Annotated in this window: 24 protein-coding genes; 16 read left to right on the forward strand and 8 right to left on the reverse strand. The window is 60.1% G+C overall.

Going from position 1 to position 26,512, the window contains the following annotated elements; translation table 11 throughout:
• Nucleotides 1–25: 25 nt before the first annotated feature.
• Nucleotides 26–1,270, forward strand: a complete 1,245-nt coding sequence (locus AC1MDC_RS09880; RefSeq protein WP_085702867.1) for a metallophosphoesterase family protein — start codon at nt 26–28, stop codon at nt 1,268–1,270.
• Between the two features lie 161 nt (nt 1,271–1,431).
• Nucleotides 1,432–3,084 carry a phosphoinositide-specific phospholipase C-related protein gene (locus tag AC1MDC_RS09885; protein ID WP_480392924.1) on the forward strand — a complete coding sequence of 551 codons (1,653 nt, stop codon included), beginning with the start codon at nt 1,432–1,434 and terminating at the stop codon, nt 3,082–3,084.
• A gap of 63 nt (nt 3,085–3,147) precedes the next feature.
• Here AC1MDC_RS09885 and gbcA read toward each other — a convergent pair whose 3' ends face one another.
• On the reverse strand, nt 3,148–4,440 hold the full coding sequence (gbcA, locus tag AC1MDC_RS09890) for a glycine-betaine demethylase subunit GbcA (RefSeq protein ID WP_085697771.1): 1,293 nt from the start codon (nt 4,438–4,440) through the stop codon (nt 3,148–3,150).
• A gap of 293 nt (nt 4,441–4,733) precedes the next feature.
• Here gbcA and gbcB point away from each other — a divergent pair, with 293 nt between their 5' ends.
• The gene (gbcB, locus tag AC1MDC_RS09895) at nt 4,734–5,834 is read left to right on the forward strand and encodes a glycine-betaine demethylase subunit GbcB (protein ID WP_085697770.1); all 1,101 of its coding nucleotides are present in this window, start codon (nt 4,734–4,736) and stop codon (nt 5,832–5,834) included.
• A 50-nt stretch (nt 5,835–5,884) separates the two neighbouring features.
• Here the strand turns inward: gbcB and AC1MDC_RS09900 are convergent, their stop codons facing one another.
• The 3 genes from AC1MDC_RS09900 to AC1MDC_RS09910 all read right to left on the reverse strand — a co-directional run bounded on the left by AC1MDC_RS09900 (nt 5,885) and on the right by AC1MDC_RS09910 (nt 9,033).
• Entirely contained in the window at nt 5,885–6,709 is an 825-nt protein-coding gene (locus tag AC1MDC_RS09900; RefSeq protein WP_480392925.1) for an SDR family oxidoreductase, read from the reverse strand.
• A gap of 630 nt (nt 6,710–7,339) precedes the next feature.
• Nucleotides 7,340–7,873: an REP-associated tyrosine transposase gene (locus tag AC1MDC_RS09905; protein WP_085702864.1), complete on the reverse strand. Its 534-nt coding sequence runs from the start codon at nt 7,871–7,873 to the stop codon at nt 7,340–7,342.
• Between the two features lie 119 nt (nt 7,874–7,992).
• On the reverse strand, nt 7,993–9,033 hold the full coding sequence (locus AC1MDC_RS09910) for a threonine aldolase family protein (protein WP_007959802.1): 1,041 nt from the start codon (nt 9,031–9,033) through the stop codon (nt 7,993–7,995).
• A 128-nt stretch (nt 9,034–9,161) separates the two neighbouring features.
• Between AC1MDC_RS09910 and AC1MDC_RS09915 the strand changes: the two genes are divergently transcribed.
• The 8 genes from AC1MDC_RS09915 (at nt 9,162) to fdhA (ending at nt 19,055) form a co-directional block, all read left to right on the forward strand.
• A complete protein-coding gene (locus AC1MDC_RS09915; RefSeq protein WP_480392926.1) occupies nt 9,162–9,872 on the forward strand; it encodes a TraX family protein in 711 nt (236 codons plus the stop codon).
• A gap of 156 nt (nt 9,873–10,028) precedes the next feature.
• Nucleotides 10,029–11,282, forward strand: a complete 1,254-nt coding sequence (gene glyA / locus AC1MDC_RS09920) for a serine hydroxymethyltransferase (RefSeq protein WP_085697766.1) — start codon at nt 10,029–10,031, stop codon at nt 11,280–11,282.
• Between the two features lie 20 nt (nt 11,283–11,302).
• Nucleotides 11,303–12,553 carry a sarcosine oxidase subunit beta gene (locus AC1MDC_RS09925; RefSeq protein WP_065260219.1) on the forward strand — a complete coding sequence of 417 codons (1,251 nt, stop codon included), beginning with the start codon at nt 11,303–11,305 and terminating at the stop codon, nt 12,551–12,553.
• Between the two features lie 14 nt (nt 12,554–12,567).
• On the forward strand, nt 12,568–12,897 hold the full coding sequence (locus AC1MDC_RS09930; RefSeq protein ID WP_011336273.1) for a sarcosine oxidase subunit delta: 330 nt from the start codon (nt 12,568–12,570) through the stop codon (nt 12,895–12,897).
• On the forward strand, nt 12,894–15,911 hold the full coding sequence (locus AC1MDC_RS09935; protein ID WP_085654007.1) for a sarcosine oxidase subunit alpha: 3,018 nt from the start codon (nt 12,894–12,896) through the stop codon (nt 15,909–15,911). Before AC1MDC_RS09930 ends, AC1MDC_RS09935 begins: the two co-directional genes overlap by 4 nt.
• 147 nt (nt 15,912–16,058) lie before the next feature.
• Nucleotides 16,059–16,691, forward strand: coding sequence for a sarcosine oxidase subunit gamma (locus tag AC1MDC_RS09940; protein ID WP_085697764.1), 633 nt, complete (start codon nt 16,059–16,061; stop codon nt 16,689–16,691).
• Nucleotides 16,692–16,823: 132 nt separating this feature from the next.
• Nucleotides 16,824–17,681 (forward strand): formyltetrahydrofolate deformylase, encoded by an 858-nt coding sequence (gene purU / locus AC1MDC_RS09945; RefSeq protein ID WP_085688556.1) that lies wholly within the window; start codon nt 16,824–16,826, stop codon nt 17,679–17,681.
• A 174-nt stretch (nt 17,682–17,855) separates the two neighbouring features.
• Nucleotides 17,856–19,055, forward strand: coding sequence for a formaldehyde dehydrogenase, glutathione-independent (fdhA, locus tag AC1MDC_RS09950; RefSeq protein WP_085688554.1), 1,200 nt, complete (start codon nt 17,856–17,858; stop codon nt 19,053–19,055).
• 53 nt (nt 19,056–19,108) lie between these two features.
• Here the strand turns inward: fdhA and AC1MDC_RS09955 are convergent, their stop codons facing one another.
• The 3 genes from AC1MDC_RS09955 to AC1MDC_RS09965 form a co-directional block, all read right to left on the reverse strand.
• Complete coding sequence (locus AC1MDC_RS09955; RefSeq protein WP_170929722.1) at nt 19,109–19,615, reverse strand: DUF3757 domain-containing protein; 507 nt, start codon at nt 19,613–19,615, stop codon at nt 19,109–19,111.
• A gap of 198 nt (nt 19,616–19,813) precedes the next feature.
• Nucleotides 19,814–20,026, reverse strand: coding sequence for a cold-shock protein (locus tag AC1MDC_RS09960; protein WP_085697761.1), 213 nt, complete (start codon nt 20,024–20,026; stop codon nt 19,814–19,816).
• Nucleotides 20,027–20,069: 43 nt separating this feature from the next.
• Nucleotides 20,070–20,324, reverse strand: coding sequence for a hypothetical protein (locus tag AC1MDC_RS09965; RefSeq protein ID WP_480392927.1), 255 nt, complete (start codon nt 20,322–20,324; stop codon nt 20,070–20,072).
• A 216-nt stretch (nt 20,325–20,540) separates the two neighbouring features.
• Here AC1MDC_RS09965 and AC1MDC_RS09970 point away from each other — a divergent pair, with 216 nt between their 5' ends.
• Entirely contained in the window at nt 20,541–21,098 is a 558-nt protein-coding gene (locus tag AC1MDC_RS09970; RefSeq protein WP_039768021.1) for a DUF2780 domain-containing protein, read from the forward strand.
• 1 nt (nt 21,099) lies between these two features.
• On the opposite strand, the gene AC1MDC_RS09975 is transcribed toward AC1MDC_RS09970, so the two are convergent.
• A complete protein-coding gene (locus AC1MDC_RS09975) occupies nt 21,100–21,987 on the reverse strand; it encodes an acyltransferase (RefSeq protein ID WP_085697760.1) in 888 nt (295 codons plus the stop codon).
• 237 nt (nt 21,988–22,224) lie between these two features.
• Here AC1MDC_RS09975 and rloA2 point away from each other — a divergent pair, with 237 nt between their 5' ends.
• The 4 genes from rloA2 (at nt 22,225) to creD (ending at nt 26,509) form a co-directional block, all read left to right on the forward strand.
• Nucleotides 22,225–22,728 carry a retropepsin-like aspartic peptidase RloA2 gene (gene rloA2 / locus AC1MDC_RS09980; RefSeq protein WP_007959815.1) on the forward strand — a complete coding sequence of 168 codons (504 nt, stop codon included), beginning with the start codon at nt 22,225–22,227 and terminating at the stop codon, nt 22,726–22,728.
• A gap of 232 nt (nt 22,729–22,960) precedes the next feature.
• The gene (gene creB, locus AC1MDC_RS09985; protein WP_085702861.1) at nt 22,961–23,641 is read left to right on the forward strand and encodes a two-component system response regulator CreB; all 681 of its coding nucleotides are present in this window, start codon (nt 22,961–22,963) and stop codon (nt 23,639–23,641) included.
• Entirely contained in the window at nt 23,641–25,056 is a 1,416-nt protein-coding gene (gene creC / locus AC1MDC_RS09990; protein ID WP_480392928.1) for a two-component system sensor histidine kinase CreC, read from the forward strand. The genes creB and creC overlap by 1 nt, the downstream gene beginning before the upstream one ends.
• Nucleotides 25,057–25,138: 82 nt before the next feature.
• A complete protein-coding gene (gene creD / locus AC1MDC_RS09995; RefSeq protein WP_085697756.1) occupies nt 25,139–26,509 on the forward strand; it encodes a cell envelope integrity protein CreD in 1,371 nt (456 codons plus the stop codon).
• Nucleotides 26,510–26,512 lie beyond the last annotated feature (3 nt).

Here is a 26,512-nt window from a genome sequence, read left to right on the forward strand (position 1 = left end):
ACCCTTACGGATAGAGGATTACGTCATGTCAGCGGTCGGTCATCTGAAACACGAATACGACAAGGTCAAGGTGCGCCTGCATGGCCTGTTCACGCGCATCGAAATGGCCTGGATGAAGCTCATCAGCGAACTCGAGCCGCAGGAGTTTCAAGCCATCATCAAATTGCTCCAGCGCGGTCACGATCAGGCGCAATACGTGCTCAAGCACGGCGAGCTGCCGGACGACGAACCGGCGGTGCCGTGGGAGCTGTCCCACGGCTTGTCGATCCTGCGCATCGGCAACGCGACGCCGCTGCCGCAATCGCCCGATCAACTGCAGACCAAAGTGCTCAAGGACGGCACGCTGCTGGGCTGTCGCAAGTGGGAACTGCTGGATCTGCTGTGGAGCGAGGCGCTGCTCAAGTGGATTGAAAACCTGCGCCATCACGCGACCTTCGGCACCGATCCGGCACTGGTGAAAATGGATCGCCAGGTAACGCTGGCGATTGCCGGCGATTGGGGCACCGGTCCGTTCAACAGCCATGCGCCGGCGGTGTCGGTGGCCAACCAGATGCAACTGGCCAATGCCGATTTCACCATTCACCTGGGGGACGTTTATTACGCCGGCACCCATTCTCAGGAAGACACCGACATGGCGGGCTGGCCGATGGGTACCCGCGGCTCGTTCACCCTTAATTCGAACCACGAGATGTACAGCGGCGCCCACGGCTATTTCAAGGAACTGGCCGCGCGTTTTCCGGGGCAGCAGGGCACCAGCTACTTTGCCCTGATCAACGACGACTGGCTGATTGTCGGTCTGGACACGGCGTATGCCTCGGACGTCATGAACCTGTACATGGACGGCACTCTGAACAAGCCGCAGATCGAGTGGATGAAGGGCCTGCCGAAACGCAAGAAACTCATGGTGCTCAGCCACCATCAGGGCTTTGACATCACCGGGCACAACAAGACCGCGCTGTATCAGCCGGTGTGCGATGCACTGGGGCGCGAGCCGGATTACTGGTACTGGGGGCATCTGCACAACGGCATCGTCTACGCACCACAAGGTGGGCTGCATGCGCGCTGTGCCGGGCACGGCGCGATTCCTTACGGCACCACCAGCGAGCTGAACGGACATTCGCGGGTGCTGTTTTCGGAGACGCAGGATGCGAACGATCCGGACTACCCGCTGCGGGTGTTGAACGGATATGCGAAAGTTCGGCTGGATGGCGAAAATATCGTTGAAGAATTTATCGCCGAGAATGGGGAAGTTCGCTGGCGATCAATCTAGTGTATTTAACTCAAGTGCGCCCGGTTGGGCGCATTTTTGTTTTTCAAAATTATAAAAACATTCGGAACTATATATTCGATATGCGACTTGTTTGATTTTTCGGTAAATAAGTTGCCGGCAGTCATTCGATTGTCGGGACTTTTATCATGGAAGATTGAACAATGTTTGCTATCAAGAAAACAGCACTTTCGCTGGGGCTCTTGTGTGCCCAGCTTGGTTCTTTGTCGTTAGTGTCCGCCGCTGAAACAGCGCCGGGTATCACTGACTTCAAGAAGCCGTTCAACGAATATTCGTGGGTCACTGCTCACAATGGTTATCTGGATGACATGCGCACTCAGCTCAACCGGGGCGTTCGTGGTTTCATGCTGGACTTGCACCCCGGAAACCTGACGGGTGGGGCCGATGCCTATCTGTGTCACACCGGAGAAAAAGGTACTTGCGACATACGTACGGACATGAAATTTGCCGATGCATTGAACAATGTATTTCTGCCTTATCTGCGCAGTAATCCCAACGCTGTCGTGACGCTGTTGCTGGAAAACCTTGTGGGAAGGGCCGAATTCAACAATGCGATGAATCGGGTGCCAGGTCTGGCTGATTGGGTATTCGATCCCAAGGCCTATCCGAACACCCGTACATGGCCGACGCTTGAGCAGATGATCGGCAGCGGCAAGCGACTGGTTATTCTCACCGACCGAAATGCCGGGGAGTACAACGTCAATGGCAAGACCATCAATGTGCTGCAGGACAGTCAATGGGAAAGCCAGAACTACTGGGATCTGGGCATTACTTCGCTCAAGCATGAATGGAGTTGCCCTTCGCGCTGGACGAATTACCATCCGACCGTGTCAGTCACTGGATTCACTCAATGGCCAAGGCTGTTCGTGATGAACCAGTTCCACGGCTGGGGCGCGACATCACTGCATGCGGGCAGTACCGATAACAACCTGACCTGGCTTGAGCGCCGTGTTGATAACCATTGTGCAAGCGCACTGGGCAAGCGCACCGCCCCCAGCTTCCTGACGATTGATTTCAATCAGACGGGGGATGCCTTCCCCTACGCAGCCGCATTGACTCAGGGTGGTTTCTACTTCTACTCGAAAAACAATGTGGACAAGACCGGTGACAGTGTCTGTGTCGTTCCGGCGGGGCAGGATCTCGATTTCAGTTTGCCTGCACGGGGTTGTGAGAATGATGAAGCGCGCTCGCTTGAGTTGCGTGGTATCGCCAAAGGTACACGTCTGAGTGTTTATGACTCGTCCGGTGGCAATACCAGTGACGATTACACCTTTGTTGATGTTAAACGTGATATCGGGATCAATGAATCAGTAAGACTTGGCAGTTTCGAGGCCAACTTTGAAAGCGCCGATATCAAAGTAACCCATGTTCGTAATAACGGTCTGGATGGAAAGATCTCGCGTATTTCGATAGGAAAATCACCGGCGCCAGGCGACTTTCGTGACGCAAGTGTGGTGTTCTACGAGGGCAATTCCGCCACTGAAAATGTTGTTTGTACGGTGAACCTCGCGACCACCCGGACATTCAACTTCAGCGGTGACTGTGATAACGATGAAGCGCGGTCCGCGAAGGTTGTGAAAGCCAAGGGCGGCTCCAGTTTCATGGTCTATGGAAATAAGAACGTGAATGAAAACCAGGGCTACGCACGGGTGGATTTTATAAGCGACATTACTACGCCGGTGATTATTGGCAGCTTCGAGAGGAGTTATGACGCGGGTGCCTACCGCGTCATTCGAGGCGGTCCGAGCAACACGCTGGATGGCAAGGTTTCGAGCATGAGAATCATGGCGAAGTAAGGCATGAAAAAACAAACCCGCAGCGTCGGACGACGTCTGCGGGTTTTGTTGTACGGCGCGGGTTTAACCCTGAACCGGGACGCCTTTGAGGTAGGGTGCAGGCTCGGCGCCGAGGTTGCTCAGCATCCGCTCGCTGTACCAGTCCACGAAGTTGACCACGCCGAACTCATAAGTCTTGGAGTACGGCCCCGGCTGGTACGCGGTGGAGTTGATCCCGCGCTGGTTCTCTTCGGCCAGACGACGGTCCTGATCGTTGGTCGCGTCCCACACCTTGCGCATGCGTTCGACGTCGTAATCCACGCCTTCGACCGCATCCTTGTGCACCAGCCATTTGGTGGTGACCATGGTTTCCTGGGCGCTGATCGGCCACACGGTGAAGACGATGATGTGGTCACCCATGCAGTGGTTCCACGAGTGCGGCAGGTGCAGGATGCGCATCGAGCCCAGGTCCGGGTTCTTGATCCGGCCCATCAGCTTGGCGCAGCCCTGTTTGCCGTCCATGGTCATCGACACGGTGCCCTTGAGCAGCGGCATGCGCACGATGCGGTTGCGCAGGCCGAAACTGGCGTGAGCGTAAGGGATCTTCTCGGCTTCCCAGGCAGCGGCAGAGGCGGCGACGTGATCCTTGAACGCCTGGTCGGCGCGCGGGTCAGTGACGTCGTCCCACTCCAGCAGGGTTTTCAGCAACTCCGGGTGCGAACCGTTGCAGTGGTAGCACTCGCGGTTGTTTTCCAGCACCAGTTTCCAGTTGGCCTTTTCCATCAAGGTGGTTTGCACCGCCACCTTGGTGTTCTCCATGTCGTAGGGTTCCATGTAGTGGTTCAGGGTCGACAGGAAGTCATCGATGGCCGGCGGGTTTTCCGCCAGGCTGATGAAGATGTAGCCGCCGGCGGTCTTCACGTTCACCGGTTTGAGGCCGTACTGATTCATGTCGAAATCGGCGCCCATCTCGGTACCGGCGAACAGCAGGCGGCCGTCCAGTTCGTAGGTCCACTGGTGGTAGTGGCAGACCAGTTTGGCGACCTTGCCCTTGTCGCTGGTGCACAGGCGCGAGCCACGGTGGCGGCAGACGTTGTGGAACGCATGCACCACGCCTTCGGCACCGCGAATGACGATGATCGGGTTCTTGCCGATCTGCAGGGTCAGGTAGTTGCCCTTGGCCGGGATCTCGCAGGTCATGCCGGCGATCAACCACTCTTTCTGGAAGATCTCCTGCATGTCGATATCGAACAGGCGCTCGTCACTGTAGAACGGTTGCGGCAGCGAAAAGGTGCGCTCGCGCTCCTGCAGCATTTGTGCGGTGGCCTTGCGTGCGGGTTCCAGCAGGTCGCCCAGGCTGATTTTTGCGGTGTCCATCGATGAATTCCTCAAGGCCATCTGCGTGGCCGCGAAAGTGGCTGATCGGGTGTGCGGCTAAAGGGTGCTACGCAAGGTGTAAAGAAACCGTTTGTGTTGGGGCGAGTGTGGGGCCGGCGCAGGCGGGAACCTTATCCATGGGCGACATGGTGCAATCTGTTCCCGACGCGCAACCCCCGGTGGTTGGGGGCTGGTCGCGATAAGTATGTGAATGTCGCGGATAGGTAAACGGGGCGTTCACGCTATACGCAGAATCGCCACATGAAGGCCGACAGTCGGCCGTGGAGAACAGCATGTCGAACAGCTTCCTGAATCCGGTCACCACCCAGACCTGGGCCAATGGCCGACACATCGTCCGTTGCGTCAAAGTCATCCAGGAAACCTGGGACGTGCGCACCTTCTGTTTCATGGCCGACCAGCCGATCCTGTTCTTCTTCAAGCCCGGGCAGTTCGTGACCCTGGAGCTGGAAATCGAAGGCCAGCCGATCATGCGTTCGTACACCATCTCCAGCTCGCCGTCGGTGCCGTACAGCTTTTCGGTGACCATCAAGCGCGTGCCGGGGGGCAAGGTGTCCAACTGGTTGCACGACACCCTGCACGAAGGTCAGGAGCTGGCGGTGCACGGACCGGTCGGGCTGTTCAACGCGATCGACTTCCCGAGCCCGAAAGTGCTGTACCTCAGCGGTGGCGTCGGTATCACCCCGGTGATGTCCATGGCGCGCTGGTTCTACGACACCAACGGCAACGTCGACATGACGTTCATCCACAGCGCCCGCTCACCGAAGGACATCATTTACCACCGCGAGCTGGAACACATGGCGTCGCGGATCGACAACTTCAGCCTGCACCTGATCTGCGAGAAGCACGGGCTGGGCGAGCCGTGGGCCGGCTATCGCGGCTATCTCAACCACAAGATGCTGGAACTGATGGTGCCGGACTTCCTTGAGCGTGAAGTCTTCTGCTGCGGCCCGACGCCATACATGACAGCGGTCAAGCGCCTGCTGGAAAACGCCGGCTACGACATGAAGCGCTATCACGAGGAGTCCTTCGGCGCCACGCCGCCGGAAGCCCGCGCCGATGCGGTGGAACAGGCCGAGCAGGCCGCCGAAGCACCGGAAATCCCGGCGGCGGATCTGCACCTGGTGGAATTCACCTCATCGGACAAGAGCATCCGCGTGGCTCCGGGCGAGACCGTGCATGCGGCGGCGGCCAAGGTCGGCCTGATGATCCCGAAAGCCTGTGGCATGGGGATCTGCGGGACGTGCAAGGTGCTCAAGCTCGGCGGCGAGGTAGAGATGGATCACAACGGCGGGATCACCGAGGACGACGAGGCGGAGGGGTACATTCTTTCTTGCTGCAGCGTGCCGAAGGGGGATGTACGGATCGAATATTGATGGAGGCATGAATCCTGTGGGAACGAGCTCGTTCCCACAGGGGTTGTCGTTCAGTCGACAAACAAATCCGTCATCAACTTCGCATCACTTCCCGGTTCAAAACGGTAATGATCGAACTCGGTCACGCCGCTCTCCCGCAAAACCTCCTCATCAATCAACAACCGCCCGGTAATCCGCCGTCCGCTGCTGTTCAGAATCACATGTGCCGCGTCCGCCATGATCGCCGGCGTGCGCGCATGCTTGAACGACTCGCGATTGCCCAGCTGAAACTCGATCGCCGCCGTGGCGATCATGGTCTGCGGCCATAGCGAATTGACACTGATCCCGTAGTGGGCGAATTCCTCGCTCATCCCGATCGTCAGCATGCTCATGCCGTACTTGGTCACCGTGTAGGGGCTGTATTGCGCGAACCATTTGCTGGCCAGGTTCAGCGGCGGTGACAGGTTGAGAATGTGTCCAGAGGACTTCTTCAAATAGGGCAACGCCGCCTGGCTGCACAGCAACACCGCACGGGTGTTGATCTGATGCATCAGGTCGAAACGCTTGAGTTCGATGTGCTGCACACCGGTCAACTTGATCGCCCCGGCGTTGTTCACCAGCGCATCGATCCCGCCGAAATGTTCATTGGCCTGGGCCAGCGCCTGACGCACCGCGTCTTCATCGCGTACATCCACTTGCAACGCCAGTGCCTTGCCGCCGGCCGCTTCGACTTCCGCCGCGACACTGTGAATGGTGCCGGGCAATTTGGCATGCGGTTCGGCGCTCTTGGCCGCGATCACGATATTGGCCCCGTCCCGCGCAGCCCGCAGCGCAATCTCGCGCCCGATGCCACGGCTGGCGCCAGTGATGAACAAGGTTTTGCCTTTTAGCGACATGCGCAAGCTCCTGCTTATTGTTATGCGAGCGAAGGCTCGACAAACAATGTAGACGATGGAGCTGAAATGGAAGGGGGGAGCCTGATCGTTCCCACGCTCCGCGTGGGAATGCAGCCTTTGACGCTCCGCGTCACGACGGTGCCTGGCATTGCATCGGCGGTGCAGCAGGAACGCGGAGCGTCCCGGAAGGCATTCCCACGCGGAGCATGGGAACGATCGGAGTAGGGAGGCCGATGTCTGTGGCGGCGGTAGGGAATTCAGTTGTCGCTTTGAGTAGTGATCGTTCCCACGCTCCGCGTGGGAATGCAGCCCTCGACGCTCCGCGTCATGACGGTGGCAGGCGTTGCGTCGGTGGTGCGGCAGGAACGCGGAGCGTCCCGGTATGCATTCCCACGCGGAGCATGGGAACGATCGGAGTAGGGAGGCCGATGTCTGTGGCGACGGTAGGGAATTCAGTTGTCGCTTTGAGTAGTGATCGTTCCCACGCTCTGCGTGGGAATGCAGCCTTTGACGCTCCGCGTCATGACGGTGGCAGGCGTTGCGTCGGTGGTGTGGCAGTAACGCGGAGCGTCCCGGGAGGCATTCCCACGCGGAGCATGGGAACGATCTGCGGGTGGGATATCGGGGGCTTCAGTACCAGCGCTGAACCTCGATCAACCCCTCCAGCCCTGCATAATTTCGGGCACTCGAATACCGCCAGTGCTCAGGCAGCTCGACATAACCGCGCTTTACCGGGTTGTTGTGGATGTAATCGAGTTTCTGGCGCATGACTTCTTCGCTGTAGACCATCTCTGCGTGAGCACCTTCCTGCCACATCTGATACACCCGATCTTCCTTGTGTGCCCGTTTGCTGAAGCGAAGCCGATTCAATGCTCTTTCTGCACCCTTACTTTGCAGATCATCAATGATCTGTCGGGCGGTGAAGGATTTGAACTGGCTCAGGCATTTGCTCAGGTCAGGCGCCTGGGCGACGAAGTGCAGGTGGTTTTCCAGGATCACGTAGCCGTAGAGCTTCAGCTCCTGATGGGTTTGTTGATAGCGCCAACAGTTGAGCAGGTGGTCGACGAGATAAGGGCGGACGAACAGTGGCAGCCACTCCACCAGCGTGCAGGTCAGGAAGTGAGGTTTGTCGGATTCGGTGATGGTGTAGCGGCTTCGGCCCATGGGATTCATCCTTGAATCTTGCGGTGCTGCTGAGAGGAACGCGGAGCGTCCCCGGATGCATTCCCACGCAGACGGTTCGACGCCTCGACGTGGGAACGATCAACGCCACGGGGAGGCGATCAGGCCGACATGACTTCGCGGATGTCGCGCGCCAGTTCGCGTACGCGTTCTTCTTCGGTGTCCCACGAGCACATGAAGCGGGCGCCGCCCTTGCCGATGAAGGTGTAGAAGCGCCAGCCGCGAGCGGTCAGGGCGGCGATGGCCGGTTCCGAGAGTTGCAGGAACACGCCGTTGGCCTGGACCGGGAACATCAGTTCCACGCCCGGGATGTCGCTGACCAGTTCAGCCAGCAGTTGCGCGCAGTGGTTGGCGTGGCGGGCGTATTTGAGCCAGGCGTCGTTTTCCAGGATGCCGACCCACGGCGCCGACAGGAAGCGCATCTTCGAAGCCAGTTGCCCGGCCTGTTTGCAGCGGTAGTCGAAGTCTTCGGCCAGTTTGTGGTTGAAGAACAGGATAGCTTCACCCACCGCCATGCCGTTTTTCGTGCCGCCGAAGCACAGTACGTCGACACCGGCCTTCCAGGTCAGGTCCGCCGGCGAGCAGCCGAGGAAGGCGCAGGCGTTGGAAAAGCGCGCGCCGTCCATGTGCAGGTTCAAGCCCAGTTCCTTGCAGGTGTCGCTGATGGCGCGGACTTCTTCCGGGGTGTAGACGCTGCCGACTTCGGTGGCCTGGGTCAGTGTCACCACGCGCGGTTTCGGGTAGTGGATGTCCTGGCGCTTGAGCGCGACCTCGCGGATCGAGGCCGGGGTGATCTTGCCGTTTTCAGTGCCGGCGATCAGCAGTTTCGAACCGTTGGAGAAAAATTCCGGTGCGCCGCATTCGTCGGTTTCGACGTGGGCGGTTTCCGAGCAGATGACGCTGTGGTAACTCTGGCACAGCGACGACAGCGCGAGGGAGTTGGCGGCGGTGCCGTTGAAGGCGAAGAACACTTCGCAGTCGGTCTCGAACAGCTTGCGGAAATAATCGGAGGCGCGTGCTGTCCACTCATCGTCGCCATAGGCGCGCTGGTGGCCGTGGTTGGCCTGTTCCATGGCAGCCCAGGCTTCAGGGCAGATACCGGAATAGTTGTCGCTGGCGAATTGTTGGCTCTTGTCGGTCATGGCCGGCTTCCGTAATCGAGGCGCTTGTGGCGCTTCGTGGGGTCAATGATGGTGCGCACTGTACCGAAGATCATCCGGGGAGCACACGGGATGTCGCTGTCAAAACTTTACAAGGATGCGAGCCGATTATGCACCTGAGCCGGCGCGACGGCGCACTCGATCTGCTCAAGTGGCTGGCGCTGCTGAGCATGCTGCTCGATCACCTGCGATATGTCGGGATCAGCGCCGATTGGCTGTATGTGCCGGGACGGCTGGCGTTCCCGTGGTTCTGCCTGGCGATGGCGGCGAATCTGACCCGGGACGGCGCACGCAAGACCGAATGGCGCTATCTGGGCTGGTTGCTGCTGTTCAGCGCTATCAGTGAAATTCCCTACCGTCTGTACATTCCCGCGCCCGACACCTTGAACGTGATGCCCACGCTGGCGCTGGGTTTGCTGGTGGCGCGAGGCTGGCAGGATCGAGTGCTGATTTCACGCCTGCTGGGAGTCGGAGCCTTACTGGCGGCGGCGATGTTCCCGGAGCGGCTGATGTTCGGTCTGTTCGGCGTCCTGCTGCCGCTGGCGATGTTGCTGGTATTTCATCGGCCCTGGTATTTCAGCCTGCTACCAGGGCTGGTGTGTGTGGCCGCGAATCAATGGCGGGTGCTGTACGAAGCCGCGCAGTTCGGCAACATCGTCGCCATCCTCGGCATTGCGACCTGCCTGATGGCGCCACTGCTCGGAATGATCCTGTTGCGACACGCCACTTACCTCCACGCGCCACCCATGCGGCGCTGGGCGTATGCGCTCTATCCCGCGCATTTCATGGTCCTTCTGGCCTTGCGCCAGCTGCTTGTTTGAGTCCGTCGTCCCCGCCATGTCGTAAACGCACCTTTGCGTGGCGTCCGTAGGCATTTGACCTCCCTGCGCCGGCCATACCATCGCATCAAAGGGCACTGGCTGAACGCCGTGCCTTACCGAGACGAATGGCGCACAGATGCCGCTGGGAGAGACGCGATGTTCAGCAAGCAAGACCGGATCCAGGGTTACGACGATGCACTGCTGGCGGCGATGAATGCCGAGGAGCAACGTCAGGAAGATCACATCGAGCTGATCGCGTCGGAGAACTACACCAGCAAACGCGTGATGGAAGCGCAAGGCAGCGGCCTGACCAACAAATACGCCGAAGGCTATCCGGGCAAGCGCTACTACGGTGGCTGCGAGCACGTCGACAAGGTCGAAGCGCTGGCCATCGAACGCGCCAAGCAACTGTTCGGCGCCGATTACGCCAACGTCCAGCCGCACTCCGGTTCCTCGGCCAACAGCGCCGTGTACCTGGCCCTGCTGCAAGCAGGCGACACCATTCTCGGCATGAGTCTGGCCCACGGCGGTCACCTGACCCACGGCGCCAAGGTTTCGTCCTCGGGCAAGTTGTACAACGCCGTGCAGTACGGCATCGACACCAACACCGGCCTGATCGATTACGACGAAGTCGAGCGTCTGGCCGTCGAGCACAAACCGAAAATGATCGTCGCCGGTTTCTCGGCTTACTCGAAAACCCTCGACTTCCCGCGCTTCCGTCAGATCGCCGACAAGGTTGGCGCGCTGCTGTTCGTCGACATGGCCCACGTTGCCGGTCTGGTGGCCGCCGGTCTGTACCCGAACCCGCTGCCGTACGCCGATGTGGTCACCACCACCACCCACAAGACCCTGCGCGGTCCGCGTGGCGGCCTGATCCTGGCCAAGGCGAACGAAGAGATCGAGAAGAAGCTCAACGCGGCGGTATTCCCCGGCGCCCAGGGCGGCCCGCTGATGCACGTCATCGCCGGCAAGGCCGTGTGCTTCAAGGAAGCGCTTGAGCCTGGCTTCAAGGCCTATCAGCAACAAGTGATCGACAACGCCCAGGCGATGGCGAGCGTCTTTATCAAACGTGGCTACGATGTAGTGTCCGGCGGCACCGACAACCACCTGTTCCTGGTCAGCCTGATCCGTCAGGGCCTCACCGGTAAAGACGCAGATGCCGCCCTCGGTCGCGCGCACATCACCGTCAACAAGAACGCCGTACCGAACGACCCGCAGTCGCCGTTCGTCACCTCCGGCCTGCGCATCGGCACCCCGGCGGTGACCACCCGCGGCTTCAAGGTGACCCAGTGCGTGACGCTGGCCGGCTGGATCTGCGACATCCTCGACAACCTCGGCGATGCCGATGTCGAGGCCAATGTCGCCCAGCAGGTTTCGGCCCTGTGCGCTGACTTCCCGGTTTATCGCTGAGCGTTCTGGAGTACATGACTATGCAACGCTATTCGGGCTTCGGCCTCTTCAAACACTCCCTCAGCCACCACGAAAACTGGCAGCGCATGTGGCGCACGCCGACCCCGAAAAAGGTCTACGACGTGGTCATTGTCGGCGGCGGCGGGCACGGTCTGGCGACGGCCTACTATCTGGCCAAAGAACACGGCATCACCAACGTGGCCGTGGTCGAGAAGGGTTGGCTGGGCGGCGGTAACACCGCGCGCAACACCACCATCGTCCGCTCCAACTACCTGTGGGACGAGTCGGCGCACCTGTACGAACACGCGATGAAACTGTGGGAAGGCCTTTCGCAAGACCTGAACTACAACGTGATGTTCTCCCAGCGCGGCGTCTACAACCTGTGCCACACCCTGCAGGACATCCGTGATTCCGAGCGTCGGGTCAGCGCCAACCGCCTCAATGGCGTGGACGGCGAACTGCTCAACGCCAAGCAAGTCGCGGACGAAATTCCGTACCTCGACTGCTCGAAAAACACCCGCTACCCGGTGATGGGCGCAACCGTTCAGCGTCGCGGCGGCGTGGCCCGTCACGATGCCGTGGCGTGGGGCTTTGCCCGTGCCGCCGACGCCTTGGGCGTGGACCTGATCCAGCAGACCGAAGTGATCGGTTTCCGCAAGGAAAACGGCGTGTGCATCGGCGTTGAAACCAACAAGGGTTTCATCGGCGCCAAGCGCGTCGGCGTGGTGACCGCCGGTAACTCCGGGCACATGGCCAGACTCGCCGGTTTCCGTCTGCCGATCGAATCCCACCCGTTGCAGGCGCTAGTGTCCGAGCCGATCAAACCGATCATCGACAGCGTGATCATGTCCAACGCCGTGCACGGTTACATCAGCCAGTCCGACAAGGGCGACCTGGTGATCGGCGCCGGTATCGACGGCTACAACGGCTACGGTCAGCGCGGTTCGTATCCGGTGATCGAGCACACCATCCAGGCCATCGTCGAGATGTTCCCGGTGCTGTCGCGGGTGCGCATGAACCGTCAGTGGGGCGGCATCGTCGACACCACGCCGGACGCCTGCCCGATCATCTCGAAGACCCCGGTGCCGAACATGTTCTTCAACTGCGGTTGGGGCACTGGTGGCTTCAAGGCCACACCTGGCTCGGGCAACGTGTTTGCCGCGAGTCTGGCCAAAGGTGAAATGCACCCGCTGGCCGCACCTTTCTCCATCGACCGTTTCCACAGCGGTGCGTTGATCGATGAACACGGCGCTGCGGCTGTCGCCCACTAACAGGAGAAATCCCCATGTTGCATATCTTCTGTCCTCACTGCGGCGAACTGCGCTCCGAAGAGGAATTCCATGCATCCGGCCAGGCGCACATTCCGCGTCCGCTGGATCCGAACAGCTGCACCGACGAGGAGTGGGGCGACTACATGTTCTTCCGCGACAACCCTCGCGGTCTGCACCACGAGTTGTGGGATCACGTCGCCGGTTGCCGCCAGTACTTCAACGTCACCCGCGACACCGTGACCTACGAGATTCTCGAAACCTACAAGATCGGCACCAAGCCGCAATTCACCGACAAGGCTGACACTGCGAAAACAGCCACGACGGCGCTGGGAGAGAAGGTATGAGCCAGACCAATCGCCTGTCCAACGGTGGACGGATCGACCGCAACAAAGTGCTGAGCTTCACCTTCAACGGCCAGACCTACAAAGGTTTCGAAGGCGACTCGCTGGCCGCAGCCCTGCTGGCCAACGGCGTCGACATCATTGGCCGCAGCTTCAAGTATTCGCGTCCACGCGGCATCTTCGCCGCCGGTGCCGAAGAGCCGAACGCGGTGCTGCAGATCGGTGCAACCGAAGCCACCCAGATTCCCAACGTGCGCGCCACGCAACAGGCGTTGTACCAGGGCCTGGTCGCCACCAGCACCAACGGCTGGCCGAGCGTCAACAACGACATGATGGGAATTCTCGGCAAGGTCGGCGGCAAGCTGATGCCACCGGGTTTCTACTACAAAACCTTCATGTATCCGCAATCGTTCTGGATGACTTACGAGAAGTACATCCGCAAGGCTGCAGGTTTAGGTCGCTCGCCGACCGAGGTCGATCCGGACACCTACGACTACATGAACCAGCACTGCGACGTGCTGATCGTCGGCGCCGGCCCGGCCGGTCTGGCCGCTGCCCTGGCGGCTGCGCGCAGCGGTGCGCGGGTGATCATCGCCGATGAACAGGAAGAGTTCGGCGGCAGCCTGCTCGACTCCCGCGAAAGCCTCGACGGCAAGCCTGCGATGGAGTGGGTGGCCAGTGTCATCGCTGAATTGAAGAACACTCCGGACGTGCTGCTGTTGCCGCGCGCCACGGTCAACGGTTACCACGACCACAACTTCCTGACCATTCACGAACGCCTCACCGATCACCTCGGTGACCGTGCTCCGATCGGCCAGGTGCGTCAGCGCATTCACCGCGTCCGCGCCAAGCGTGTGGTGCTGGCGACCGGCGCTCACGAGCGTCCGCTGGTCTACGGCAACAACGACGTGCCGGGCAACATGCTCGCCGGCGCAGTGTCGACCTACGTGCGCCGTTACGGCGTGGCACCGGGCAAAAAGCTGGTGCTGTCGACCAACAACGATCACGCCTATCGGGTGGCGCTGGACTGGCTCGACGCCAGCCTGCAAGTGGTCGCCATCGCCGACGCGCGCAGCAATCCGCGTGGTGCACTGGTGGAAGAAGCGCGCGCCAAAGGCATTCGCATCCTCACTGGCAGCGCCGTGATCGAGGCCCGTGGCAGCAAGCACGTCACCGCTGCCCGCGTGGCGGCGATCGATGTCAAAGGCCACAAGGTCACCAGCCCGGGCGAATGGCTCGACTGCGACCTGATCGCCAGCTCCGGTGGTTACAGCCCGGTGGTTCACCTGGCGTCGCACCTTGGCGGCAAGCCGATCTGGCGCGAAGACATCCTCGGTTTCGTACCGGGCGAAGCACCGCAAAAACGCGTGTGCGTCGGTGGCATCAACGGCGTCTACGGTCTTGGCGATTCGCTGGCTGACGGTTTTGAAGGCGGCGTGCGCGCTGCGTCCGAAGCCGGTTTCCAGACCGTTGAAGCCGTGTTGCCGAAAGCCCTGAGCCGTCTCGAAGAACCCACCCTGGCGCTGTTCCAGGTGCCGCACGAGAAAGGTACTTCCCGGGCGCCGAAGCAATTCGTCGACCTGCAGAACGACGTGACCGCCGCCGCCATCGAACTGGCGACCCGCGAAGGTTTCGAATCGGTCGAGCACGTCAAACGCTACACCGCGCTGGGCTTCGGCACCGATCAGGGCAAGCTCGGCAACGTCAACGGCCTGGCGATTGCCGCCCGTTCGCTGAACGTGACCATCCCGCAGATGGGCACCACGATGTTCCGTCCGAACTACACGCCGGTGACATTCGGTGCGGTAGCCGGCCGTCACTGCGGGCACATCTTCGAACCGGTGCGTTACACCGCGCTGCATCAATGGCACCTGAAAAACGGCGCCGAGTTCGAAGACGTCGGTCAGTGGAAGCGTCCTTGGTACTTCCCGAAAAACGGCGAAGACATGCATGCCGCGGTCAAACGCGAATGCAAGGCTGTGCGCGACAGCGTTGGCCTGCTGGACGCCTCGACCCTGGGCAAGATCGACATCCAGGGCCCGGACGCCCGCGAGTTCCTCAACCGCGTGTACACCAACGCCTGGACCAAGCTCGACGTGGGCAAGGCCCGTTACGGCCTGATGTGCAAGGAAGACGGCATGGTCTTCGACGACGGTGTGACGGCGTGTCTGGCCGACAACCATTTCGTCATGACCACCACCACCGGCGGCGCGGCTCGCGTCCTGCAGTGGCTGGAGCTGTACCACCAGACCGAATGGCCGGACCTGAAGGTTTATTTCACCTCCGTCACCGACCACTGGGCGACCATGACCCTGTCCGGCCCGAACAGCCGCAAGCTGCTCAGCGCCGTGACCGACATCGATCTGGCCAACGAAGCGTTCCCGTTCATGACCTGGAAAGAAGGTCTGGTCGGCGGTGTGCCGGCACGGGTGTTCCGCATCTCGTTCACCGGTGAGCTGTCGTACGAAGTCAACGTCCAGGCCGACTACGCGATGGGCGTGCTGGAAAAAATCGTCGAGGCGGGCAAGCAGTACAACCTGACCCCGTATGGCACCGAGACCATGCACGTGCTGCGGGCCGAGAAGGGCTTCATCATCGTCGGCCAGGACACCGACGGCTCGATGACCCCGGACGACCTGAACATGGGCTGGTGCGTCGGCCGCACCAAACCGTTCTCGTGGATCGGCCAGCGCGGCATGAACCGTGAAGACTGCGTGCGTGACCAGCGTAAACAACTGGTGGGCCTGAAGCCGATCGATCCGAACGTGTGGCTGCCGGAAGGTGCACAGCTGGTGTTCAACACCAAGCAGTCGATCCCGATGACCATGGTCGGCCACGTGACCTCCAGCTACGCGCACAACTCCCTCGGCTATTCGTTTGCCATGGGCGTGGTGAAGGGCGGTCTGAAGCGCATGGGCGAGCGGGTGTTCGCACCGCTGGCGGACGGCAGCGTGATCGAGGCGGAAATCGTTTCTTCGGTGTTCTTCGATCCGAAAGGCGATCGCCAGAACATTTGACACTGATCGTTCCCACGTCGAGGCGTCGAACCGTCTGCGTGGGAATGCATCCCGGGACGCTACGCGTCCCAAGAGCGGACGCAGAGCGTCCATGGCGGCATTCCCACGCAGAGCGTGGGAACGATCAAACAAAAGAATAGGTGCTTTATGACCGCAGCCAACGTTTACCAACAACGCCCGACTAACGGGGCCAAGGCCGAGTCGTCGCTGCATCACGCCGACCTCGCCAGCCTGGTCGGCAAGGGCCGCAAGACCGCCGGCGTGACCGTGCGCGAGAAGAAACTCCTCGGCCATCTGACCATCCGTGGCGACGGTCACGATGCCGCGTTCGCTGCCGGCGTGCACAAAGCGCTGGGCATCGAATTGCCGGGCGCCCTGAGCGTGATCGTCAAAGGCGAAACCAGCCTGCAATGGATGGGGCCGGATGAGTGGCTGCTGATCGTGCCGAGCGGTGAAGAATTCGCCGCCGAGCAGAAACTGCGCGAAGCGCTGGGCGATCTGCACATCGCAATCGTCAACGTCAGCGGCGGGCAGCAAATACTTGAACTGAGCGGCCCGAACGTGCGTCAGGTGCTGATGAAATCCACCAGCTACGACGTTCACCCGAACAACTTCCCGGTCGGCAAGGCCGTTGGCACGGTGTTCGCCAAGTCGCAGCTGATGATTCGCCACACCGCCGAAGACACCTGGGAACTGCTGATCCGTCGCAGCTTCTCGGATTACTGGTGGTTGTGGTTGCAGGATGCGTCTGCCGAATACGGCCTAAGCGTTCAGGCGTAATGATCGTTCCCACGCTTTGCGTGGGAATGCATCCCGGGACGCTCCGCGTCCCAAGAACGGACGCAGAGCGTCCATTGCGGCATTCCCACGCAGAGCATGGGAACGATCAGAGGCCAGACCCAGGAGAAAACGATGAGCCGCGCCCCGGATACATGGATTCTGACCGCCGACTGCCCCAGCGTTCTCGGCACCGTGGACGCGGTGACGCGTTTTCTGTTCGAGCAGGGCTGTTACGTCACCGAGCACCACTCGTTCGATGACCGGCTTTCGGGCCGGTTCTTCATTCGGGTGGAATTCCGTCAGCCCGAAGGCTTCGACGAGCAATCCTTCCGCGCCGGCCTCGCCGAACGCGGTCAGGCGTTCGGCATGATCTTCGAGCTGACCGCGCCGAACTACCGGCCAAAAGTGGTGATCATGGTTTCCAAGGCCGATCACTGCCTCAACGACTTGCTCTACCGCCAGCGCATCGGCCAGTTGTCGATGGATGTGGCGGCGGTGGTCTCCAACCACCCGGACCTCAAGCCGCTGGCCGACTGGCACCAGATTCCCTACTACCATTTCCCCCTCGACCCCAACGACAAACCCGCCCAGGAACGGCAGGTGTGGCAGGTGATCGAGGAGGCCGGCGCTGAACTGGTGATTCTCGCCCGCTACATGCAGGTGCTGTCACCGGAGCTGTGCCGCAAGCTCGATGGCAAGGCGATCAACATTCACCACTCGCTGCTGCCGGGCTTCAAGGGCGCCAAGCCGTATCACCAGGCCTACAACAAGGGCGTGAAACTGGTGGGCGCCACGGCGCATTACATTAACAACGACCTCGACGAGGGGCCGATCATCGCCCAGGGCGTCGAGGCGGTGGATCACAGTCATTACCCCGAAGACCTGATCGCCAAGGGGCGTGATATCGAAGGCCTGACCTTGGCCCGGGCGGTGGGGTATCACATTGAGCGGAGGGTGTTTTTGAACGCCAATCGCACGGTCGTTCTCTAGATCGCTTTCGCGAGCAAGCTCGCTCCCACATTGGAATGCGTACCCCTGTGGGAGCGAGCTTGCTGGCGATGAGGCCATAACAGGCAACACAAGAATCAGCATCTGTACCCGAGCACTTAACGCGCTGCCTGCCTGGGCGGCGCGGTTCCATAAAAACAACAGCGAGGTGAAAGCATGTCTGGCAATCGTGGTGTGGTGTATCTCGGCGCTGGCAAGGTCGAAGTACAGAAAATCGACTATCCGAAAATGCAGGACCCGCGCGGCAGGAAGATCGAGCACGGCGTCATCCTGCGTGTGGTTTCAACCAATATTTGCGGCTCCGACCAGCACATGGTGCGCGGCCGTACTACCGCCCAGGTCGGTCTGGTGCTGGGGCACGAGATCACCGGTGAAGTGATCGAGAAGGGCAGCGACGTCGAAAACCTGAAAATCGGCGACCTGGTGTCCGTTCCGTTCAACGTGGCTTGCGGGCGCTGCCGTTCCTGCAAGGAGCAACACACCGGCGTCTGCCTGACCGTCAACCCGGCCCGCGCCGGCGGTGCCTACGGTTACGTCGACATGGGCGACTGGACCGGCGGCCAGGCCGAATACGTGCTGGTGCCGTACGCCGACTTCAACCTGCTGAAACTGCCGGACCGCGACAAGGCCATGGAGAAAATCCGTGACCTGACCTGCCTCTCCGACATTCTGCCGACCGGTTACCACGGCGCCGTTACCGCCGGCGTTGGTCCGGGCAGCACCGTTTACATCGCGGGTGCAGGTCCGGTCGGTCTGGCCGCAGCCGCCTCCGCCCGTTTGCTCGGCGCGGCGGTGGTGATCGTCGGAGACGTCAATACCATCCGCCTGGCCCACGCCAAGGCTCAGGGTTTCGAGATTGTTGACCTGTCGAAAGACACCCCGTTGCACGAACAGATCGCTGCATTGCTGGGCGAGCCTGAAGTGGATTGCGCGGTGGACTGCGTCGGCTTCGAAGCTCGCGGCCATGGTCACGACGGCGTCAAATCCGAAGCCCCGGCCACGGTGCTCAACTCGCTGATGGGCGTGGTGCGTGTCGCCGGCAAGATCGGTATTCCGGGCCTGTACGTGACCGAAGATCCGGGCGCTGTCGATGCCGCCGCGAAAATGGGCAGCCTGAGCATTCGTTTCGGCCTTGGCTGGGCCAAATCCCACAGCTTCCACACCGGACAAACCCCGGTGATGAAGTACAACCGCCAGCTGATGCAGGCGATCATGTGGGACCGCATCAACATCGCCGAAGTGGTGGGCGTGCAGGTCATCAGCCTCGACCAGGCGCCGGAAGGCTACGGCGAATTCGATGCGGGTGTACCTAAGAAGTTTGTGATTGATCCGCACAAGTTGTTCAGTGCGGCGTAAGCCAACAAAAAAACGGCGCCTGGTCAGGCGCCGTTTTTTATTTCCAGTGGTGATTAAGGAAGGTTGAACTCGCAGTCGGTTACATCAGATGCACTACACTTTTTGTTATGAGTATTAGCACTGTTTTCCTGTGTGTCTTTTTCCCAAGTGCCTTTGGCTTCGGTAGCAAATGCTGTCGTTCTTTGGGAAAGACGTACACGGTCGTCGGCCCCAGAGCCTTCGTAATCACATTTGACATAACTGATAATGCTACCAGGCTTATCTGCCGGATCTTCTCCCTCTGATCCTACTTTACGCTGTGCGAGGGTAGCCGTTGTGAACTTGACTCCACTTTTCTTTGAGTAGTCGACATTTTCTGGTTCCACGCCCGTATCCGCATTTGAGCCCTTGAATGCACCAGCGGAGTAGTGAAAGGTGCCGTTGACGTCTTGCGAGGATATCGAACTTAATGGGGGGCAGCTCTCAGCAAGCGTATAAGTGCTGATCACCATTGTGAACATGGCGAAGATGCTCAGCGTTGTGCCTTTCAATGCACTCTTTTTATCATTGGAAAGTGGCATGGGAAGTTCCTTTTTTGATAAATGGAGCATTCATGCTATGAAGTGGCGGTTGTTTTGGCACCTGTCAGAAGTGACAGTTGATTATGTTGCTTCACTATGCTCCCGTATTTATTTAGCACTGATTGGAATAAATGCAGCGCAGGGCTTACGCAGTACGAAAACGACGCCATTGAGGCGCCGTACTTTTTGAACGGATTTCTATACGTACTGAACTTGTTCCGCTTGCATTCCCTTCTCTCCTTTCACAGCAATGAAGGTCACAGACTGTCCTTCTTGCAAAGTTTTAAATCCAGCCGATTGAATGGATTGGAAGTGGACGAAAAGATCGCCGCCGCCGCCATCAGGGGTAATAAAGCCGTAGCCTTTTGCCTCGTTAAACCACTTTACAGTGCCGTTTTGTCTGTTTGACATTTCCATGCATCCTGTTTGCTGTCCGAAGCCACGGTTTCACCGTTCACGACCAGGATTTCCCTGTAGTTTTGTCGCGAACCAGTTGAACGTTGATTGCGTAATCCTGCCCTGTATCACTTTTCATCACTTCATGACTGACCTTTCCTCCGGCCCTGATTTTTCCAATGATTGGATCGTCAGAATCAATGCAAAAGACGATTGGTGAGGGTTGGGCATTCATCTTCCTTGTATCGTCCTTCGACGGATTCTTCGCCGGCGGGATGATCGAGTCGTCGCGGTCTGCCAATCGCTTCTCCATCGCAGCATCTCCCTAGAAATCCGCGGCAAACTTGTCTCGAATTCAATGTAATTCACTTGAATTCAGCCGGTAACTGTCAGGTTTGACAGTTTTTCGAAACCATTTGGAATAACTCAGACTTCGAATTGGAATGACCGGAACGCGCCGCCATATCCCCGGTCAAATCGGAAGTTTCGCCGCCGTTGTCCGGTGGCCGTTTTTCAAGAGGATGTCTGAATGAAGATTTCACGCGGTTTTGCCCTGGCATCGCTCCTGACCCTGGCGGCAGGACCGGTGTTTGCCGGTTTCAGTTTGAACGACGTGGCCGGCGTGGTATCGGGCATGCAGGGCGGGGACAAGGCTGCAACCGCAGCGCCGACCTCGGAAACCGCTGGCTTGTTGAGTGCGCTGAGCGCGCTGGACCTGACGCCCCAACAAGCCGTGGGTGGCACCAGTGCCATGTTGGGCCTGGCGAAGAACCAATTGAGCAGCACTGATTATTCCGAACTGGCCAAGGAAGTGCCCGGTATCGACCAATTGTCGGGCGGCGCTGGCAGTCTGGCGGCATTGAGCGGCTTGCTCGGCTCGTCGGGCAAGTCAGCCGGGCTGGAAAATGCGCTGGGCAACGTCAAAGACACCAATGACCTGAACAACGCCTTCGGTGCGTTGGGCATGGACAGCGGGATGGTCGGCCAGTTTGCCCCGATCCTCCTTCAATACCTTGGTCAGCAGGGTGTCGGTGGTTCGTTGCTGCAAAGCCTGGGCAGCATCTGGGGCACCGGCACCAACGGTTGACTCAGCGGCGCTCGTCCTTGAGTTCGTTGATGCGCTGATCCTTGAGGGTCCAGAGCTGATTGACCCAGTTCTGGACCTTCTCGCGAAACACCGGATCGTTTTCGTAATCGCCCTGCCACAAGGCCGGATCCAGCTCGCGGGTCTGGATGTCGATGATCACGCGCGGCACGTTGCCGCTGATCAGGTCCCAGAACCCCGGAATCTTCTGCTGTGGATAAACCACGGTCACATCGAGAATCGCGTCCAGCTGTTCGCCCATCGCCGCCAGTACGAACGCCACGCCGCCCGCCTTGGGCTTGAGCAGGTGGCTGAACGGTGACTGCTGCTGAGTGCTTTTGGCAGCCGTGTAACGCGTGCCTTCCAGATAATTCACCACCGTCACCGGCTGGCGCTTGAACAGCTCGCACGCAGCCTTGGTGATTTCCAGATCCTTGCCGGCCAGCTCCGGGTTCTTCGCCAGGAACGCCTTGGTGTAGCGCTTCATGAACGGGTAATCCAGCGCCCACCAGGCCAGGCCCAGGAACGGTACCCAGATCAGTTCTTTCTTGAGGAAGAACTTGAAGAACGGCGTGCGCCGGTTGAGGGTCTGGATCAGCGCCGGAATATCGACCCAGGATTGATGGTTGCTGATCACCAGGTAGGAAGTGTCGCTGCGCAGGTCTTCTCCGCCGCGAATGTCCCATTGGGTGGGGATGCACAGGCGAAAGATCAGCTTGTCGATTTCTGCCCAGGTTTCGGCGATCCACATCACCGCCCACGAGGCGTAGTCGCGAAAGCGCCCCGGCAGGACCAGCTTGAGCAGGGCGAACACCATCAGCGGGCCGAAGAGCACGAGGGTGTTGGACAACAGCAGCAGGGTGACGAGACAGCCGGTGAGCAAGCGGCGCATAAGCAACTCTTGGAAAACGGATGGGCGCGCCATGATAAGTGGCTTCGGCCAGCAGGCCAAATCGTCCGGTGACGAATGTTTCACCTTTGGCGCGTTAGCCTGATCGTCCCCACGCTCTGCGTCCCTGTGACGCGGAGCGTCACCTGATGCATTCCCACGCGGAGCGTGGGAACGATCAAGTAAACAACGGTCTAAAATCTCGCGTCTGACGCCCCCATTTCCCAAGGAAGCCTTTACGTGAAATCCCTCCTTGCACTGCTTTCCCTCGTCGCCCTGCCGGTTCTCGCCGCCGAGCCGACCCTGTACGGTCGTTACGAATACATCGCGCTGCCGGAAATCGGCGGTGAAGTGCTCAAGGCCAAGATGGACACCGGCGCGCTGACCGCCTCGCTGTCGGCCAAGGACATCGAGACGTTCAAACGCGACGGCGAAGACTGGGTGCGTTTCCGCCTGGCCACCAAGGACGCGAGCAACAAGGTGTACGAACACAAGGTCGCGCGGATCAGCAAGATCAAGAGCCGCTCGGATGAAGAAGACGAGGGCGAAAGCACCGAAGTGGCCAAGCGCCCGGTGGTCGATCTGGAGCTGTGCCTGGGCGACGTCAAGCGTACCGTGGAGGTCAACCTGACCGACCGCAGCAACTTCAACTACCCGTTGCTGATCGGCGCCAAGGCTCTGCGTGAGTTTGGCGCGGCGGTGAACCCGGCGCGGCGCTTCACGGCGGACAAACCTGATTGCTGATCGAGCGTCGTGTCTCGCAAATGCTGTTCCTTCTTGATGGTGTCTGTTGCCGTCATGCTGCGTTGCCGCTCCTCGCCATAGCGGGCTATGACTGGTCGCGGCGCCTTGCCTGACGACAACAGCCACTCGTCAAAAAAGGAACGCACTTGTGAGACGCGACGCTGGTGGTCTCATTGACGTAACGCCGGGCTTGGGGCACCGTTCGCGCACTTAATCCACAGGCTCGGACGCCATGCCTCATATCCTGATTGTCGAAGACGAAGCGGCGATTGCCGACACGCTGATTTTTGCCTTGCAGGGCGAGGGCTTCACCACGACCTGGCTGAATCTGGGTGCGGCGGCGCTGGAGCATCAGCGCCAGACCCCGGCGGATCTGATCATCCTCGACATCGGTCTGCCGGACATCAGCGGCTTTGAAACCTGCAAGCAGTTGCGTCGTTTCAGTGAAGTGCCGGTGCTGTTTCTCAGCGCGCGCAACGCCGAAATCGATCGCGTGGTGGGGCTGGAGATCGGTGCCGACGATTACGTGGTCAAGCCGTTCAGCCCCCGTGAAGTGGCGGCCCGGGTCCGGGCGATTCTCAAACGCATGGCGCCACGTCCGCCAGCTGATGCCTGGTCGGGAGTGTTTCGCATCGATCCCGAGCGCGTACAGATCAGCTATCGCGGCCAACCCCTGAGCCTGACCCGCCACGAATTCCGCCTGCTGCAATGCCTGCTCGAACAGCCCGAGCGGGTGTTCAGCCGCGAGCAACTGCTTGATGCGCTGGGCGTGGCGGCGGATGCCGGTTACGAGCGCAGCATCGACAGCCATATAAAAAGCGTGCGCGCCAAATTGCGTCTGGTGCGCGCCGAGGCCGAGCCGATCCAGACCCATCGCGGCCTCGGTTACAGCTACAGCCCGGGGCACAGCTGATGTCGCTGGGGCTGCGGATTTTCCTGGTGTACGTGCTGTTCATCGGCCTGACCGGGTATTTCGTGCTCAACACCGTGATGGAAGAAATCCGCCCCGGCGTGCGCCAGTCCACCGAAGAAACCCTGGTCGATACCGCCAACCTGATGGCGGAAATCCTGCGGGACGATTTCAAGGCCGGCACGCTCAATCAGAACCGCTGGCCCGAATTGCTCCGCGCCTATGGTGAGCGCCAGCCGAAGGCGACAATCTGGGGCCTGGCGAAGAACCAGGTCAACCACCGAATCTACGTCACCGACGCCAAGGGCATTGTGGTGCTGGACTCCAGTGGTCTGGCCGTCGGTCAGGACTACTCGCGCTGGAACGACGTCTACCTGACCCTGCGCGGCGAGTACGGCGCACGCTCCAGCCGCAGCGACCCGAATGACCCGAACTCTTCAGTGATGCACGTCGGCGCACCGATCCGCGACAACGGCGCGATCATCGGCGTGGTCACCGTGGCCAAACCCAACAGTTCACTGCAACCCTATGTCGATCGCACGGAACGGCGTTTGCTCGGTTACGGCGCTGGGTTGATCGGCCTCGGCCTGCTGTTGGGCGCCGTGCTGTCGTGGTGGCTGAGCCGCGCGCTGCACCGCTTGACCGTGTACGCCCAGGCGGTGAGCGAGGGCCGTCGGGTGGCGGTGCCGCACTATCGCGGTGGCGAGCTGGAGCAGTTGGCGACCGCCGTGGAACAGATGCGCACCCAGCTCGAAGGCAAGGCCTACGTCGAACGCTATGTGCACACCCTGACCCATGAATTGAAGAGCCCGCTGGCGGCGATTCGCGGTGCCGCCGAGTTGTTGCAGGGCGAGATGCCGACGGATCAGCGCCTGCGTTTCGTCGGCAATATCGACAGTGAAAGTGCCCGCATGCAGCAGTTGATTGAACGCCTGCTGAACCTTGCCCAGGTCGAGCAGCGGCAGGGCCTTGAGGAGCGCGTCGCCGTGCCGTTGGCAGCGCTGGTGAATGAGTTGCTACAGGCACAAATGGCGCGTATCGAAGGCCGGCAACTGCGGATCGAGCAAACTATCGCGCCGGATCTGGCGTTGATCGGCGAGCCGTTTCTGCTGCGTCAGGCGCTGGCCAATCTGCTGGAAAACGCGCTGGATTTCACGCCGCAAAACGGTTTGCTGCGCTTCAGTGCCGAGCGGGTTGGCGAGCAGATCGTGCTTCGACTGTTCAACGAAACCACGCCGATTCCCGACTATGCCTTACCCCGCTTGAGCGAGCGCTTCTACTCTTTGCCCCGTCCGGACAGCGGACGTAAAAGCACCGGTCTCGGGCTCAACTTCGTCGAAGAGGTGGTCAAGTTGCACGGTGGTTCGCTGCGCATCGGCAACGTTGAAGGCGGGGTGGAAGTCGTTCTGCAGTTGTAGTCTCCACACAAACTCCACATTCCTCCCACAAAACCCCCACATCCCCTTTGCAGACTCTGCCCATCGAAACAGGGAGAGTCCCATGAACAAAAGTCTGACGATAAAACTCGGGGCCATTGCCCTGCTGATCCTGGTGTTGCTGGTGCCGCTGCTGATGATCGACGGCATCATCGATGATCGCCAGCAACTGCGTGACGGTGTGCTGGAAGACATCGCCAGAAGCTCGAGCTACAGCCAGCAACTCAGCGGGCCGGTGATGGTTGTGCCGTATCGCAAAGTGGTGCGCACCTGGAAGACCAAAGAGAAGAGCGACGAGCGATACCAGGAAATCGGCGAAGAACGTGGGCGCCTGTATTTCCTGCCGGAGCGTTTTGAGCTCGACGGCCAGGTGCAGACCGAGCTGCGCGCCCGGGGCATTTATGAGGCGCGGCTGTTCCATGCCGACAACCGCATCAGCGGGCATTTTTCGCTGCCGGCACAGTTGGGGATCAAGGAAGACTTCGTCGATTACACCTTCGATGCGCCATTCCTGGCGGTCGGCATCAGCGACATTCGCGGGATCGAAAACGCGCTGAAGCTGGAACTGGGTGCGCAACGCCTGGACTTCGTGCCCGGCACTCAGGTCGGCTGGCTGGGCGAGGGGGTGCGAGTGACGCTGCCGGCGCTGGACACCGGCAGGACCACGGAACTGGCCTTCGGCTTCGACCTGCGCCTGCAAGGCACCGGCTCGTTGCAGGTGCTGCCGGTGGGCAAGACCAGCCGGGTTAACCTCGCTGCCAACTGGCCGCACCCAAGCTTCATCGGCAACTTCCTCCCGGCCAGGCGCGAGATCACGGATCAGGGGTTCACCGCCGATTGGCAGACCTCGTTTTTCTCCACCAACTTGCAAGAAGCGATGAGCCGTTGCGTGTCGGGCAATGATTGCGAGGCGTTCAACGGGCGCAGTTTCGGCGTGAGCTTCATCGATCCGGTGGATCAATATCTGAAGAGTGACCGGGCGATCAAATATGCGTTGCTGTTCATCGTTCTGACGTTCGCCGGATTCTTCCTGTTCGAAGTGCTGAAAAGCCTGGCGGTGCACCCGGTGCAGTACGCGTTGGTGGGTGTAGCGCTGGCGTTCTTTTATCTGTTGTTGCTGTCGTTGTCCGAGCACATCGGATTTGCCCTGGCGTATCTGTTGTCGGCCAGCGGTTGCGTGCTGTTGATCGGCTTCTATGTCTGCCACGTACTGCGCAGCGTGCGGCATGGCTTGAGTTTTTCGGCGGGGTTGGCGGCGTTGTACGGTTTGCTCTATGGCCTGCTGAGTGCCGAGGATTACGCGCTGCTGATGGGCTCGTTGCTGCTGTTCGGTCTGCTCGGTGTGTTCATGGTGCTGACCCGTAATCTGGACTGGTACGGGATCGGGCAGAAACCGGCCAAACCGCTGGAATTCGATATCGGAGCGGTGCAATGAGCC

Source organism: Pseudomonas sp. 1, assembly GCF_056626735.1.

Bases quoted from the DNA above. Each gene is read 5' to 3' on its own strand.
- AC1MDC_RS09885 (WP_480392924.1), top strand. From the start codon at position 1,432: ATGTTTGCTATCAAGAAAACAGCACTTTCGCTGGGGCTCTTGTGTGCC.
- AC1MDC_RS09965 (WP_480392927.1), bottom strand. From the start codon at position 20,324: ATGGAGAAGCGATTGGCAGACCGCGACGACTCGATCATCCCGCCGGCG.
- gbcB (WP_085697770.1), top strand. From the start codon at position 4,734: ATGTCGAACAGCTTCCTGAATCCGGTCACCACCCAGACCTGGGCCAAT.
- AC1MDC_RS09975 (WP_085697760.1), bottom strand. From the start codon at position 21,987: ATGCGCCGCTTGCTCACCGGCTGTCTCGTCACCCTGCTGCTGTTGTCC.
- AC1MDC_RS09930 (WP_011336273.1), top strand. From the start codon at position 12,568: ATGTTGCATATCTTCTGTCCTCACTGCGGCGAACTGCGCTCCGAAGAG.
- AC1MDC_RS09940 (WP_085697764.1), top strand. From the start codon at position 16,059: ATGACCGCAGCCAACGTTTACCAACAACGCCCGACTAACGGGGCCAAG.
- AC1MDC_RS09900 (WP_480392925.1), bottom strand. From the start codon at position 6,709: ATGTCGCTAAAAGGCAAAACCTTGTTCATCACTGGCGCCAGCCGTGGC.
- AC1MDC_RS09970 (WP_039768021.1), top strand. From the start codon at position 20,541: ATGAAGATTTCACGCGGTTTTGCCCTGGCATCGCTCCTGACCCTGGCG.
- AC1MDC_RS09880 (WP_085702867.1), top strand. From the start codon at position 26: ATGTCAGCGGTCGGTCATCTGAAACACGAATACGACAAGGTCAAGGTG.
- AC1MDC_RS09915 (WP_480392926.1), top strand. From the start codon at position 9,162: ATGCACCTGAGCCGGCGCGACGGCGCACTCGATCTGCTCAAGTGGCTG.
- AC1MDC_RS09905 (WP_085702864.1), bottom strand. From the start codon at position 7,873: ATGGGCCGAAGCCGCTACACCATCACCGAATCCGACAAACCTCACTTC.
- gbcA (WP_085697771.1), bottom strand. From the start codon at position 4,440: ATGGACACCGCAAAAATCAGCCTGGGCGACCTGCTGGAACCCGCACGC.
- creB (WP_085702861.1), top strand. From the start codon at position 22,961: ATGCCTCATATCCTGATTGTCGAAGACGAAGCGGCGATTGCCGACACG.
- AC1MDC_RS09910 (WP_007959802.1), bottom strand. From the start codon at position 9,033: ATGACCGACAAGAGCCAACAATTCGCCAGCGACAACTATTCCGGTATC.
- creD (WP_085697756.1), top strand. From the start codon at position 25,139: ATGAACAAAAGTCTGACGATAAAACTCGGGGCCATTGCCCTGCTGATC.
- fdhA (WP_085688554.1), top strand. From the start codon at position 17,856: ATGTCTGGCAATCGTGGTGTGGTGTATCTCGGCGCTGGCAAGGTCGAA.
- creC (WP_480392928.1), top strand. From the start codon at position 23,641: ATGTCGCTGGGGCTGCGGATTTTCCTGGTGTACGTGCTGTTCATCGGC.
- AC1MDC_RS09955 (WP_170929722.1), bottom strand. From the start codon at position 19,615: ATGCCACTTTCCAATGATAAAAAGAGTGCATTGAAAGGCACAACGCTG.
- purU (WP_085688556.1), top strand. From the start codon at position 16,824: ATGAGCCGCGCCCCGGATACATGGATTCTGACCGCCGACTGCCCCAGC.
- AC1MDC_RS09925 (WP_065260219.1), top strand. From the start codon at position 11,303: ATGCAACGCTATTCGGGCTTCGGCCTCTTCAAACACTCCCTCAGCCAC.
- glyA (WP_085697766.1), top strand. From the start codon at position 10,029: ATGTTCAGCAAGCAAGACCGGATCCAGGGTTACGACGATGCACTGCTG.
- AC1MDC_RS09960 (WP_085697761.1), bottom strand. From the start codon at position 20,026: ATGTCAAACAGACAAAACGGCACTGTAAAGTGGTTTAACGAGGCAAAA.
- AC1MDC_RS09935 (WP_085654007.1), top strand. From the start codon at position 12,894: ATGAGCCAGACCAATCGCCTGTCCAACGGTGGACGGATCGACCGCAAC.